We start from the raw sequence: 14,133 nt of genomic DNA, 5'->3' as shown, positions 1-14,133 counted from the left end.
GTCTTTTGGCCTCCCGCTTCGTTGCTCGCGCCTTACAGACCCACCAGGGGTATGCGCGTCGCTCGCGCCTCGCGGGAGGCCAAAATCCCTTGCGGCATAACTCCAGCCATTTGTGAGACACATCACTAGAGACATAACGCTTGAGACAAGAGTAAAACGGTTTTTGACACAAAGAAAGCTGCGTTCTGATCCGCAGCTTCCGCCGGGGAAGCGCACGCGCCCCGCGTGCTGTGGTTGGCGCCATCGCCAACCACAGAGCAACGGTCGAAAGACTCGTCACAGACGGCACCCGTGCGACGCTCTTTCGACCGGCGAGGGGCCGGCCGAAACACGCGACGCGCGTGTGCTCCCCGATTACGGTTGGACATTTACTGCCAGGGTGGTCGCGGGCACTCCACCGATTTTCGCTTTTTCGAGTCCGAAGGCGGGGAAGCATAAGGTTGACAGGAGTTGTTTCTAACAGGAGGAAACGGAGGCAACGGAGAGCTGGTCATGGATCCGGCGCATGGCTCGGAGGCCATGCGAGCTTCCCATGAAACAGGACGGTAGGGCGAGCCTGTCCCCAGCGAGCCGCTCCGGACGTGTTCCAGGCACGTAGAGCGGCTCGCCGGGACGGACTCGCCCTACCGCCCGTTCAGATCCTGTTCAGCGTTCGACGCGGAAGGCGATGTCCAGAGAACCTTGGGTCACGGCATCGTCGTCCTTGCCGTTGCTGCCGACGCTGTACACGACATAGCCCTTTTCCAGCATTTTGTAGCGGAGCGGCCGGCCGTCGAAGGGATCTTGCGGGACGCTCGCGATCAGTTGTGGAACGAGCGCGTCGAGGGATTCGGGGAGCTGTCCCTGGTTCTGCAAACGGTGCCTTTCGACAGCCAGGGCGGTTTGCGCGCAGCGGATCGAAGCCGAACAAGCCGCCTCCTTCGCCAGCGCCTTCTGCAACGCCGGAAGCAGCATTCCTGAGAGCGGGCGAAGAAATCGGGAAAATCCCTGCAAGCCTGCAGCCAAACGAAGGTCGGTCTCCTTGGTTTTTTCCAAAGCTGTGGGGAAAGGGAGTTCCGAGCAGGCAATCCATTCTTGCATCATCAGCCGGTAGAAAGAAAAGTCGCGGCTCCGCAAGCCGGTGATTTTTGTCACGGCATACAGCGCCGAGAAGCCGAGCGTCGGCCCGCGGCCCGCGTTCGGGTCCATCAGGCGAATGAACTGCGTCGGGGGCATGCGAAAGGCGTGGATCGCCAGGCATCGTTCCCCGGCCAAAGAACGGGTAAAGGCGGGCCGCCCCCGGGACTCGGCGTCGCGCAACGCAGCGGAGAGCGCGTCGATCTGAGCTTCGGTCAATTCGTGCCGGGCCAGTATTTTTTCCAGACCAGATTGGGCAATCATCACGCACGCGATACGCACCAACTGGGAAATGAGCAGCGGCTCCGGTCCGAGCGACTGAGCGATGGCCAGCGCGTCGCGGTAGGATTGGAGCGCGAGTTCCAGCCTCCCTTCCTCCGAGTGCAGGATCGCGACGTTCCGCAACTGCTGCACGAGCTGTTTGATTTGGGACAAATGCGGCAAAAGGACGTTCGCGCCCTGATTGAGATCAACCAGGAAACGGCACTCTTTGATGCCGGCCGCGTGGTGGGCGAGGGCGAAGGCGGCCTGGTTATTCGTCCAGAACCGTTGCATCTCGTCGCGGATTTCGGGCGCCAGCGGCGTCTCTCCGTTATAGGATCCGACCGGCGCGGAAAGTTGCGAGACGGCTTCAAGGATTTTGAAGGCCGCGTTTTCACCGGCAGGGAAGGCATACCACTCATTCAACTCAGCCAGGGTCACGGGATATCCGGCGTTTCGAATCGCGTCCAACTGGCGGTCAGCCTTGCGGTTTTGCCAGAGGCCAGAAACGGCGACGCCCAAAACAATGATCGCGAGGGCCAACCAAAATGTCCGAAGCCGTCGCCTGGAGGATCGGGAATTGATTTCGGAATTCATGCAAACTTTGCGTTTGAGCCAGGCGGCATGCGTCGCCATGGTCTCGAATCAATTGGACCAGCCAGCGCCTCCCCTGTCACGAACGACTGATTCAAGTAGGAGCGAGGGCAGCTTGCCCGCGCGGTGGTATTGCGAGTTTCTGAAAAACTCGCGGGCAAGCGGTGCATCCACTGTTGTCGGTGGCACAGGCAACTTGCCTGTTCCGTCCGGCTACCAGCCGGACGGAACGGTCGCGGATCAGTCCTGGACGGATCGCAAGGAATTACCCGCGACCTTTCACGCGGCAGGTTGCCGCGCGAGGCGGGCTGGTAGCCCGCTCCACCCAGCCAGGGTCTTCATGGAGCCGACAACTTGTAGATGCACTCGCGGGCAAGCTGCCCGCGCTCCTTGATCTCGGTTTTTGAATCATTCGTGCCTATCACGCGTCACCGACCGAAATTGCTTGCCGTGGCCATTCTGATTTCGCGAAGAATAGGTTTGGATGCGGTCGAAGATTTAGATCGGGCCTAACTTCCCAACAACGAAACCCAGTTTGGGGAATATCTCACGACCGTGGGTTTTCTTTTAACAGGAGGAGTTAAGAATTAGAAGGTTCGGCTGCAAAAGAAAGCCCGTCCCGAGCGGGACGGGCAGCACTCTACCAAACAGTCAGCAAACCTCCCAATTTCCTTTAGCAGATCAAGGGCCAAGCCAGAGCGTTATGGCTTCGGCGCCGCGTTGATGGTCTGGTAGAATTCCTGGCGGATCGGGGTGCCATCCGCGGCGCGAATGTTCCAGGCGATCTTCATTTGCATGACCGGCTGCAGCGCCGGCGTCTGAAGAAAGAGCGCGCGGCCGTCTCCCGACAAGCGAGCCGCCTCGACGGGCACTGCATCGTGCCCTTCAACGTCCGGATTCTTCACGGAGTAATGAGGCGAACCGTAGCGGGCGATCCACCGGTAGTTCCATTGTTCGATGCTGTAGTTTTGCGGATCGCCAGCCTCCTTGGGATCGAGCGGATCGCTGAAAAGAAGTTCGATCCCGTTGGGCCGGACGCGCGATTCCAGGAGTGTGTGCAGCGGCCGGCCCGTATAGCGCACGCGATAAAATCCGCCCGGCTCAACTCCCGCCGTCTGCCAGACACTCATGCCGCAGACGTAAAGGTGCTGGTCGTGCGGATTCATCCGCGCGCGAATCAACCCGGAAGCAAACCTCATGGGCAGGCGGACCGTCCCGCCCTGCAACACGCCTCCCACGTTCTCCACCGAAAGGATCGAGAGGTTCGCCTTTCCATAAGACGTCAAGAGCAGCCGGCCATCCAATGGACCCCAGCGCGGACTTTGAATCCAGACCGGACTGCCCGGCGAATTGTCGATGTCGTGCGGAATCCAGCAGATCGGTTTCTCGAAATCGGGCGGTATATCGGGGTGCAAATGCGCGGTGGGTTTCATGCCGTGGAACCCGCCTTCCCGCACCCATTGCACGGAACAGGTCGGCAGCCAGTGGCCTTCGTTGTCGGTGTAAATCATCCGGTCATCCGGGCCAATGACGAGGCCGTTAGGACCGCGCAGGCCGTCGGCGAACGGTCGCAAGCTGCGTCCGTCCGGGGAAAGCTGGAACAGGAGCCCTTGGTGTCGCGTTTGGATTTCCGGCGGCCACGGCGCGCCCTGAGCGAAATAGAAGTTGCCGCGCGAATCCGTTTCCAAGTTGAGCATGAAGCTGTGGAAATTCTCGCCCACCAAGGCCTCGTTGTTGAAGTTCTCGTAGTGGTCGGCTTCATCGTCTCCGTTCAAATCGTGCAGCCGCGTCACCTGGTCGCGGCCCAGCACGAAGATCTGTCCTTTCACGATCTTCACGCCGAGCGGCTGGTAAAGTCCGGTCGCAAAACGTTTCCAGCGCAACTCGCCCGAAGCGTTCTCCAATCCGGACACGAGCCAGACGTCGCCACTGACCGAACCGAGTAAAGCCCGATCCGGCGAGAGGAAATCCAGGCCGCCAAACCGCAGCCAGGATTTCCAGGGATTCTGCCGAGGGACCGTCAGCGTATCCACGGCCAGGCCATAGTCCTCGCGGCCCGGCCTGGCTTGCGTGGCGATGAGTTCGCCCCAGCGCGCCGGACCGCCGCGGCAAAGCGCCGCCAAATCCTTGGGCTCAGCTTCGCGCTGGAGATGCGCGCGCAACCGGGTCTCCATTTCTCTGACCTGGATGCCTGGCTCGTCACCGAGGAAGATTTGCAGGCGCGCAGGCTCCGTCAATGGCGGGAGACTGAGACAAAGATGGCCCTCCAGGATTTTCCATTCCGCGCCCGGCGGCAGGCCCTTGAAGCCGATGAACCGTGTCTCCTCCTCAGATTTGACCTGGAGAACTCCCTGCGCGAGGCCTGACCGGTTTCCTTGAAGACGGGCCGCGCGGCCTGGCACGGCCAGCAACCGCACCGTCAACCGCTCCGGCGTCTTGCCCAGATTCAAGGCCCGAACGAAGAAGCGCTCCGCGCCGATCTCAGCCAGACCTGGACTTTCAAGCACCTCGCAGCCGCCAACGGTATAGGCGAGCACGACGGATTCGCCGTGCACAAACAAGCCTCGATAGCGCCCGGCGCTTTCCGGGAGCGGACCTTGAGATTCAGAACGCGGATCCGCGAAACTCCCGCTCGTGGACCAACCCGGTGCGGCGGCGTTTCGAAAGTGAATCCGTCCCTGAATCGTTGGATTGCGCTCCAGTCCGTCGCGCTCCGGATACCATTTGAGAAAACCGCCCGACCACGCCGCAGAGACACGGAGCAACTCCGAGTCAAAGCAGATTGCCGCGACTGCGCCCAGGCGGACGGCGATGCCCTTGTACGTGACCGGCTGGCCCTCGCCACGGATGGTCCATGAAACAAAGGCGCCATGATCCATTTCGTTCATGCTGGCCGCGGCAAGAGGAAGCGCGGAGGCGAGCAAGCTCCAAAGACGCCCAAGGCGAAGTGCATTCATGCTTCGTTAAATGGTTAAATCGGTTAAAGGGTGGCATCTCACGGCATAGCTCTCAGGCCCTTGGGCCAAAGAATTCCTCCACCATTCAACTGATTTAACTCATTCAACTCATTTAACCCTTTTCACCCGGCTAACGTTGTGTCGCCTTAACGGACTCCTTGCCTGCCCCTTTTTCGTAGAGCAGCGCCAAGTTGATCAGCAACGGCTCAAGCTGGCGGTAGTAATCTTCTTCGGACAGTTTTTCTTTGAGGTCGCGCAGCCTGGCGATTTCCAATTCGATCTTGTCGCGCTGGGCGCGCACCTCCGGAGACAGTTCGCGTTCTTGTTTGCTACGCACGAGATGAATCTGATGGGCGCGCAAGCCATCGATCGAGGCGCCTTCAGCAGCCTTCTTCGTGGCGCGAATCCCCCGGAACCAGTCCGCCGGCGTGCCTTTGCCATCGCCGTTGTCGTCGAGCAACGCATGTTCGGTCGCGAGCCGTCCTTCGCTCTTGTAGAAATCGGCCACGCCCTTTGAGGCGGTGAGGTACGCTTCGAGAACGGATGTTTGGCCGTCCTTGTCCAGGTCCGATTCCGGATCGGAGATGGCCTTGGCCATGAACTCGCCAAAGCGCGAGTAATTCTGCTCGAAACCGCTCCGCGTGGACGTGATGACCACGCGGAGCAGACCGGCCAGTTGATTCAGATAAGGACCGCTGGACGAGGCGCAGTTGATCACCACGATCGGCCGTTGGAACGGTTTCAGCCATTCGGCGCATTCAGCGGCGGAGAGGTCCGGGCCGCGCAAGTTGAATTTGCTTTCTTTCCCGTCGAAGGTCCCGTGGCCCAGGAGCACGAGCCATAAATCGGCGAGCGATTCCTTCGGAGTTTCTTCGAGAATCTTCTTCAACAGGTCGTGGTCCGTGGTCTCGCTCTTCTCCAGGCCCAGAACAAAGGTTTTTGCCTGAGCTTCCTGGCACACCTGTTCCCAAGTCTTGGCCCATTGCGCGAAATGCTGGCCGTACTCTTCTTCTCCTGGCGCGCCCACGACCAGAATCACCGTGGGTTGAGAATTTGTTTGCGAACCCGGCGAGTCAGATCGGACCACGATGGCGTTGGAGACAAGGAACGCGATCCACATCGCCACGAACAAGGCATGTAGGGCAGGCTTCCAGCCTGCCAGTTCGGGCGGCATCCTGCCGCCCGAACAACAGGGCAAGGACGCCCCGCTAACCGGCAGACAAGATGTCTGCCCTACCCCTGAGAGAGAGGGCCGGGGCGAGGGGGAACGCGCGCTCATGCCAAACCTTTCAACCGCCTAAGGCCCCATTCGGCGATGAAACACGTCAAGGCAAACAGGAACATAGCGGCGGTGTCCCACAGCGGGAACGTCCAGTTCTCCATGATGGGAACGACGCGATTCGGGAGGCTTTGAGCAAACTCGTTCAATCGCGCTGGAGATATCACTTCGCCTTTGGTTTGCTGCGCGATCTTTTCGAGCAAGGCGCGATTCGGTTTGAGCGAGCGAAATTCTTCGGCGGCGGGATCAGCCGTCCAACCCGCTTCCGCGCGGCCAATTTCCAAGCCCGAATCATCCCGAACGATGGCCACGGCGTGATACGCGCCAGTTTCGCGCGGGATGTAGGTCGCCTGGAAAAGACCCGCTTCCGTCAGGGCCGGCTCCGCCGGAATGCGGACCCGGTTGTCATTCGTGGACGATTCGCCGTCCGGCCTGCGAGTGGACGCCGCAAAACGCGCGGCGGCGGACCGGATTTCCAGCCTGACCGACGCGTTGTCCAGCGGCTGGAATTTCTTGTCGCGCACGCGAACCTGGAGTTGCACGGACTGATTGGCGTCGTTGTTCGGGCGGACTTCGAGTTGCATGGGCGCCGGGACATCGGCAATGAGCCACCGCGTCAGTTGCCGCCAACTCTTGGCGAGATCGCGCTGATTGCTTTCGCTGCGGAAACCCCAGCGCCAGAGATCGCCCACCATCATGGCGGCGACTCGGCCATGTCCGAAGCGTTGCACAACCAGGGCGGGAAATCGCCCGGCCCGATCGTCTCCGACGGTCGCGATGACACTGGCGCCCGGTTTGACGTCGCGGGCCAGGTTGAGCACTTCGAACGGCGGCATGGTCTGGAGGCGCGCGCGTTCGTCGGTTTCCGTGCTGCGCAAGCGGGTCCATGGCTGAAGCCAGCCTTCGCGCGTCAGGTCCAGGTGATATTGCCTGGCGACGCGCTGCGCCGGGACGCGGTCCAGATAAACCGGCAGCATGTCTCCAATCGGCGTGCGGTCGAATTTGCCTTCATGAAACGATTCTTGCCCACCCAGCATCAGAAAGCCGCCGCCGCGTTCGGAGACGAATTTTTGGAGCAAGCTCATCTGCTGGCTGGTGAAAAACTCCGCCTCCAGGTCGTCCAGGATGACCGCGTGATACCCGAAGAGGTCGTCGGGCGTTTTGGGGAATCCGCCGCGCAGTTCGCTTTCGTCCCGAACGCCAAACCGGACCAGGACCGGCTGGTCGTAGCGCTCGGTTTCCTCGGAGGTTTTGTCGAAGCCGCGGAACAGCGGATTGCTCGACTCGCCCGTGCGCCCGCGAAAATCGAACTTCGGTTCGCGCTTGGCCAGCCGAATCAACGCGAGGAGCTGGATTTGCGCATCTTCAGCCAGGGCGCGGTTCAGGAACTTGAACTCCCAGTTCGGCCGCCCGCTCACGTAAAGAATCCGATACGGCCCAGACCCGCGATCCACCACCAGCATGCGGCTGTTGTTCGCCAGCGTGGCTTCCGCCGCATTTTCCGGATGAGCAAATTGACTCAATTCGTCGCGGGCGGACACGCGCAATTGGAAAAACGAAATGCCGGTCTTCTCCGGTTTGATCTGGAAGTGGAACCCAGTGGGTTCGGCTTCGCCGCGGATTTTGTCACTCTGCTCTTCGACCTTCTTGCCGCTCGCGTCAAATAATTGCGCCACGACGTTCGTGCCCGTGTAGCCAGCCGAGGCCAGCGTTCCTTGAATCGTCACCGGCGCGTCCTCAAACGAAGTCTGATTGACGGTGACGGTTTGCAGGGACAGGTCGCGCGACGGATTGTCCTTGCCCATGACCACGGGATAAACCGGCGGAACGCCGGAAAGATCCGGCAGCCCGGAGCCGACGTCCGTCGCGTTGCCGTCGCTGAGCAAAAGAATCCCCGCCAAGGGCCGCCCCCGAAATCGCTCCGTCAACGTCCGCAGCGCCATGGCCAGCGAGGTGGAACGTCCGTCGAACGTCAGGTCGCCAAAGTCTTTGCTCGGCTGCAAACGGGAATCGAACAGGTAGTGGCGGACGTCGAAGTCCTGGTTCAGCCGGAACTGCCATTCGGCCTGATCATCGGTCACCAGCTTGCGGAGTTGTTCGCCGCGCGTCTGGGCCTCGCCGCGATCCTTGATTTGCATTCCCTGGCTGTTGTCGGCCAGGACGACAAAGATGTTGGCGCCGGGCCGCGCGCGCTTTCCGCTCCACAACGGCTCCAGCAGGCAAAGCGCGAGCGCCAGGATGCCCAGGGTCTTGAGAAGGACGCAGAAGAAACGAACGTTGCGATTCGCCGTGGCCTGGCGGTAACTCCACCAGAGAAAAAGCAAAGAGACGACGACAAAGCCGGCCGCCGGCAGCAGCCACTCACGTCCGGAGAACAATATCGCGGCGATCTCCATTACTCGCTCTTACCAAGCGTCTCATAATAACGCCGGACCAGATCTGAATATTTTTTCGGAACCGGATCGCGATCGATCGGAACGAGCGGATCGCTCGATTCGCGGCGCGCCAGCTCTTCGCTGATGCGCTGGCGAACCTCCACCAGGGGCGTGACAATTTCTGCTTTAACCAGATCCCATTGCGGGTCCTTGCTCTGACGTTTCACATCGGCGCGAATGCCTCGCGCTCGGTCGAGCACCTGGGCGAGCTGATTGCGCAGTTCGGGAATGTCCACCATTTCTTCGACGTTGCGCAGCCGATCCGACCACTGAGTGTATTCTGCGCCGGTCAACGGGCCCGTCCAACCGCCAAATTGGCGAAGCACTTCATCGGTCTGTTCGCCGCCGCCGCCGCCCCCACCGCCCGCTCGGGATCCGCCTCTCTGGCCTGGAGTTCCGCCCTGCCGAGTGGGTTCTCCGGCAGTCAAGGCTTGCCGTTGCCCGGCCCCGCGCTGGCCTTCGCCTCTGCCGCGACCGCCTTGCCCTTGTTGGCCTTGCTGCCCTTCTTGTCCTTGATTGCCCTGTCCCGCCTGGCCGCTCTGGCCGTTTTGCCCCTGGTTTGCGCTCGCTTGCTGGCTGGAATCCGATTGATTTTGCTGACCCTGGCCGCGTTGGCCCCGATTGCCCTGCTGGCCTTGCTCGCCGCGTTGACCCTGGCCTCCGCGTTGGCCACCGCGCTGGCCCTGTGAGGAGTTCTGCGCTAGCTGCTCCTGCTGATTGCCGCTCTCACCGGAGGCTTGTAGCTGGTTGTTGCGCTCGCCGGGCTGACCCTGGTTTTGCTCACCCTGCTGGCCGCCTTGCCCCGGTTGGTTCCGGCGTTCTCCACGCTGGCCGTTCTGGGAACCTGACTGGTTTGCGTTCTGTCCCGGTTCTCCGGGCGTTTGGCCGGCTTGCTGATTCGCCTGGGCCATCTCGTCTTCAATTTGCCGGGTCAAATCATCCAATTCGCTGCGGGCCAGCCGGAGCGCTTCGGCTTCGTCGCCCAGGATGCTTTCCGCCGCGCGCTCGACGCCTTGTTTGAGTTGATTGACCACTGTTCCGGCAGGTTTCTCAGCTTCCGTCGCTTGCGGGACAAACCCGCGGCGCAACAGCTCGCCGGCCATATCCAGAGCTTGGTTTGCTTTGGCCTGGTCGGTCCGGCGATACGTATCATAAAGCTGCTTTGAAAGGAGCGGCTCGGCGGCCTCGGATTGTTCCGTGACGCGGCGGACATCGTTGAGCAGATTGGTCATGCCGGACTTCTGTTGCGCCAGTTGTTCCGCCACTTGATTTCGCTCGGTCGTATCGCTCAACGTTTTGCGCCGCGCGCTGGCGATGTCTTCCATCTTCTTGGCGAGATCGGCTTCGCGTTGCGCAAGCTGGCGGGCTTCCGTGCGCATTTGCCGCATCTCTTCCGCGAACTGATTGGAGGTCTTCTTGCGGAAATCGTCCTGAAGCTGTTGGAGGTCGCGCTGGGCGCGAGTGCCGGAGGCGAGCGCCTGGGACACCGCCTCCTTCTCCAACTCCTGCGCGGTCTTGCGAATGTCGTTGCGGGTTTGATCCAACTGCTGCCGCGCCTCCGCGACCTGGCTCTGGTTCTGCGCGCGGTCCATGCGCTGGCGAAGCTCATCCACGTCATCGAGCATCTCTTGCTCTTCCTCGCGGAGCCGTTTGAGCTGCCGCCGGACGGCTTCCTTTTCGGCTTCGGTCTTGGCCTCTTGCAAGGCGGTCTGAAGTTCTTGCAGCCGGCGATTCAGATCGGACTGGCGGCGGGCGAGTTCCTTCAGCCGGTTCAAAAACTGGAGCTGTTCGCGTTGTTCGGGGGTTTGGTTTTGAAGGCTCGCTTGCCGTTGCGTTTCGTAGCGGTTTTCCGTTTGCTTCAAGTCCAACTGATCCAACTGTTGCTGCATCCGTCCGCCCCCTCCTCCTCCTCCTCCGCCCCGGCCACCGCGCGAAACCTGGAACTCGCGGGCCTGAAGTTTGAGCAGCGCTTGATAAGCCGCTTGCTCGGCCGCCACGGCGGGCGGAAGCGGTTTGACGCTGTTTTGATCGGCCGCTTCGGTCAAGTGGCTCAAGGCTTTCTCCATCTCCTTGACGACGGAATCGACCAACGGCTTGACCTGGGGATTCTCGGAGTTGGCCTGCAATTCCTTGGCTTGATCCAGGGCCTGCTTCTGGGATTGCTGCACCACGGCAGCGTCCTTTTTGTAGCCGGCCGACGGCTTGGATTTGATCTCTTTGCGCTGGAGGTTCCAGGTCGCGTTGACGATCTGTTTTTGCAGTTCTGCCAGCCGTTCGGATTGGCTGCGCTGACCTTGCTGTTGCTGCTGGGAAGCGCCGCCGGCCTGTTGCTGGCCTTCGCGGAAGATCTCCTCGAAATGGCGGACCTCGGCGAAAAACATGTCGCTCGCCGTGCGCCGCACCTGGCCGTCGGCGCCAAGGTCGTCGGCCCAAACGTAATAAGTGATGAGTTCGTCCGGTTTGGCGGAGAGATCTTCCAGCGCCACCAGGTGGCCGAATTCCTTCTTTTCATTTCCGCTCGCGGTTTGACCCAGCGAGACGAATTTCGTTTCCTGGCCAGCCGTCGTGTAAGCCAGGCCGTAGCCCTTCAAGCCGAAGTCATCCGAGGCCGTGGCTTGAAACCGCAACTCTTCCAGTGGCGAGACCCGCATGTCCTGGCGCGGGAAGGCAATCTTCAATTCCGGAGTGCGGTTCGGCAGAACGTCCATGACGATGTCGGCCGGCATTTTGTTGGTCCGGCCCTCGGCATCGACCAGGCGGAGCTCGAAGGTCTTGTTCTCCTCCAGGGTAATGTTCATCGAATAAAGATGGGATCGCGCAGGGTTCGGCACGAGCGGGAGGGTGGTCTTGTCGCGGGCGACCAGTGTGGCGGACTTCACCGGCTTGTTCATCTCAAAGGTGAAATCGACCTTCGTGCCTTCCACGGCGCTGACCCGGCGCGTGTCTTCAATCCGTTTGGCAGTCAGCCCGGTGTATTCGGGATACGTCAGGTTCGCGTCGGAGCGCTTTAACTCAGGATAATCAAAAACCGAAACCTTGAACCGGGCCGTCCGTTCGGAACCGAACTCGACGTAGTAACCCGCGTCCGACTTGATCTCCGGAATGGTGCCGCCAAAGACGGGATCATCCAGATTCTTAGCCAGCGGAATTCGGCGTTGCGTGTCGGCCGAGGAATCGACGACCAACGCGGCTTCGGCGGGAACTTTGCCCTTGAACCGCACTAACACCACCAGACTGCTGCCGCGCTCGAGGCTGGTGTCCCCGGGCGTCACGGCCACTTCATTGCCGCTGACCACGAAGGTCCAGCCTTTCGGCGTGACCAGCAGCATGGTGGCGAGCAAGCCAAGGAACAAGGTGAGCGTCGCGAATTGCGTGCATTGCGCGAAGAAAGCCCGCTCCAGTTGTCTTTGGAGCCAGGGCTGCTTCTGGTTCTCTTCCAGCGCCTCCAGAATGACGCGTTGCTGGAGGTAATTGAAGTCGCCCGTGGCCGAATCCGGCTGTTGCTCGACCGCCGCCAGCAGGACGGTGTTCAGCCGGGGATTCTGTTGTTCGATTTGCCGGGCCATCCAGCGGTAAGCCGGCGCGAGCCGGCGGGAGCGCGCCCACACGACGGCGGCCACAACGAGCGTGGCCCCCAAAAGCAAAGGCGTCGCGACGGGAAACCACAAGCGCGTCGCAGCGTACAGCACCAACAGGAGCCCGCACGCCGCGGCAGCCCAGGCCCAGCAAAGGGTCAGGCCGCGCCAGAGTTGGAAGCGGCGATACGAGTCCGCGATGGGTTGGAGTTGGGCTTTGAGCGTCGCGTCAGTCATAGTCTCGTTGGACGAGTGAACGTCACTGTTCTCTTACACTCCCCGAAGCAAAATGCAAACCAGTTAACGCTTTCCTATGACGAGTCCGCCCGAGCAAGGTTACGAAGGAAGCAGGCCGAAGGCTGTCATCAGGCAACTTGCTCTTAATCCTAGCCAAAGAGATTTGAAATTTAGGCACGGATCACACGGATTCACACGGATAGGAACGCATTCACATCCGTGTCTATCCGTGTCCATCCGTGGTTACCCTGCCACAGATGGAGACGCTCCGCCGGAGCCCGCTCGCGTTGCGGGCCCGGCCGTCCGCCCAACTGCGCAAGGCGCTGATCTGCTCGTCCAAAGTCGCAGCCAGCGGAACGGCGCATTCGAGAGCCCGCAAGAGATGCTGTGTGCTCAGTTCGCAGCGGTCGGAAAATGCGTCGTACAACCCACTGATCACGGCCTGTTCGATTTCCGCGCCGCTGTGGTTCTGGCTCGCGGCAGCCAACGCGCCGAGGTCGAAGTCTTTCGAGTCGCGCTTCCGTTTCCGCAAATGAATCGCAAAAATCTCCTGCCGCTCCTGCCCGGACGGCAGATCGACGAAGAACAATTCATCGAAGCGGCCTTTGCGCACCAGTTCGGGCGGGAGCTGGGAAACGTCGTTCGCCGTAGCCACGACGAACACCGGCGCCGTCTTCTCCGAAAGCCAGGTCAGAAAAGTGCCAAACACGCGCGCCGTCGTCCCGGCGTCGGTGATTCCTGATCCCTGAAAACCGGACAACGCTTTGTCGATCTCATCGACCCACAGAATGGAAGGCGCGACCGATTCCGCCACGGCGACCGCGCGCCGGACGTTTTCTTCCGACGATCCCACCAGACTGCCTAACATGCGTCCCATGTCGAACCGCAGGAGCGGCAGTTGCCAGAGCGACGCGACCGCTTTGGCGCAAAGGCTCTTCCCACAACCTTGCACGCCCAGGAGAAAAATGCCTTTGGGCGCCGGCAAACCGAAGGCTTTGGCCTCGTCGCTGAAGGCCAGGGCTCGCTTTTGCAGCCAGGATTTCAACACCCCCAGCCCGCCGACATCGGAGAACGTTTCCGCAGCCGCGTAATATTCCAGCAACCCGCTCTTGCGCACGATCTGCTGTTTCTCGGACAAAACTTCGGCGACGTGCTCTCCGCTGAGACGCCCTTCCTGGACGAGGATGCGGGCGAACACGTTTTCCGCTTCGTTCAGCGTGAGGCCGAGCGCAGCCTAGAGCAGGCGTTCGCGGCTGGGTTCGTCCAGATCGACGCGGACGCTGGCGTGGGGTTTCACCTCGGCGACAATCCGGTCGAGCAACGCGCGAAGGTCGTCGCGATCCGGAAGAGGGAAATTGAGCAGGGTGATTTCCTTTTCCAACTCGACTGGAATTTCCACCACTGGCGAGACGAGCACGATGGTTTTGTGGCTGTTCTTGAGGTGCTGCGCGATCTCGCGGAGTTTGCGAATGATCGCAGGGTTCCCTTTCCTCAGGAAGGAGTGGAAATCTTTGAAGAGAAAGATGGCCGGCTCCACCAGGTCGATCACGTGATCCAGGGCGGCCAGAGGGTCCTTGGTGGCGGCCGTGCGATGTTTGGCGACTTGAATGGAAGTGCCCGCAGGCACAATGCCCGCGCTGCAACTCCATTCAAAAAGTTTCTTCTCGCGCCGCTGCGCG

5 protein-coding genes and 1 pseudogene are annotated in these 14,133 nt (G+C 61.0%); all 6 read right to left on the bottom strand.

Annotated elements, in window-relative coordinates; all coding sequences use genetic code 11:
- Positions 1 to 645 precede the first annotated feature (645 nt).
- Positions 646 to 2,013 carry a hypothetical protein gene (locus FJ398_18695; protein MBM3839955.1) on the bottom strand — a complete coding sequence of 456 codons (1,368 nt, stop codon included), beginning with the start codon at positions 2,011 to 2,013 and terminating at the stop codon, positions 646 to 648.
- 659 nt (positions 2,014 to 2,672) lie between these two features.
- Complete coding sequence (locus FJ398_18690; protein MBM3839954.1) at positions 2,673 to 4,928, bottom strand: hypothetical protein; 2,256 nt, start codon at positions 4,926 to 4,928, stop codon at positions 2,673 to 2,675.
- Positions 4,929 to 5,058: 130 nt separating this feature from the next.
- The gene (locus FJ398_18685; GenBank protein MBM3839953.1) at positions 5,059 to 6,048 is read right to left on the bottom strand and encodes a hypothetical protein; all 990 of its coding nucleotides are present in this window, start codon (positions 6,046 to 6,048) and stop codon (positions 5,059 to 5,061) included.
- 155 nt (positions 6,049 to 6,203) lie between these two features.
- Positions 6,204 to 8,603 (bottom strand): hypothetical protein, encoded by a 2,400-nt coding sequence (locus FJ398_18680; GenBank protein MBM3839952.1) that lies wholly within the window; start codon positions 8,601 to 8,603, stop codon positions 6,204 to 6,206.
- The gene (locus tag FJ398_18675; GenBank protein ID MBM3839951.1) at positions 8,603 to 12,454 is read right to left on the bottom strand and encodes a hypothetical protein; all 3,852 of its coding nucleotides are present in this window, start codon (positions 12,452 to 12,454) and stop codon (positions 8,603 to 8,605) included. Before FJ398_18675 ends, FJ398_18680 begins: the two co-directional genes overlap by 1 nt.
- A gap of 223 nt (positions 12,455 to 12,677) precedes the next feature.
- Positions 12,678 to 14,133 (bottom strand): annotated as a pseudogene (locus tag FJ398_18670) (AAA family ATPase).

The organism is Verrucomicrobiota bacterium (assembly GCA_016871535.1).
Taxonomy (GTDB): domain Bacteria; phylum Verrucomicrobiota; class Verrucomicrobiia; order Limisphaerales; family SIBE01; genus VHCZ01.
The sequence above is the reverse complement of the archived record's forward strand: the minus strand, read 5'-3'. Positions and strand labels throughout refer to the sequence as shown.

What these genes read in the sequence shown, in the direction of transcription:
- FJ398_18695 (MBM3839955.1), bottom strand. Translation starts at nt 2,013, where the DNA reads ATGGCGACGCATGCCGCCTGGCTCAAACGCAAAGTTTGCATGAATTCC.
- FJ398_18690 (MBM3839954.1), bottom strand. Translation starts at nt 4,928, where the DNA reads ATGAATGCACTTCGCCTTGGGCGTCTTTGGAGCTTGCTCGCCTCCGCG.
- FJ398_18685 (MBM3839953.1), bottom strand. Translation starts at nt 6,048, where the DNA reads ATGTGGATCGCGTTCCTTGTCTCCAACGCCATCGTGGTCCGATCTGAC.
- FJ398_18680 (MBM3839952.1), bottom strand. Translation starts at nt 8,603, where the DNA reads ATGGAGATCGCCGCGATATTGTTCTCCGGACGTGAGTGGCTGCTGCCG.
- FJ398_18675 (MBM3839951.1), bottom strand. Translation starts at nt 12,454, where the DNA reads ATGACTGACGCGACGCTCAAAGCCCAACTCCAACCCATCGCGGACTCG.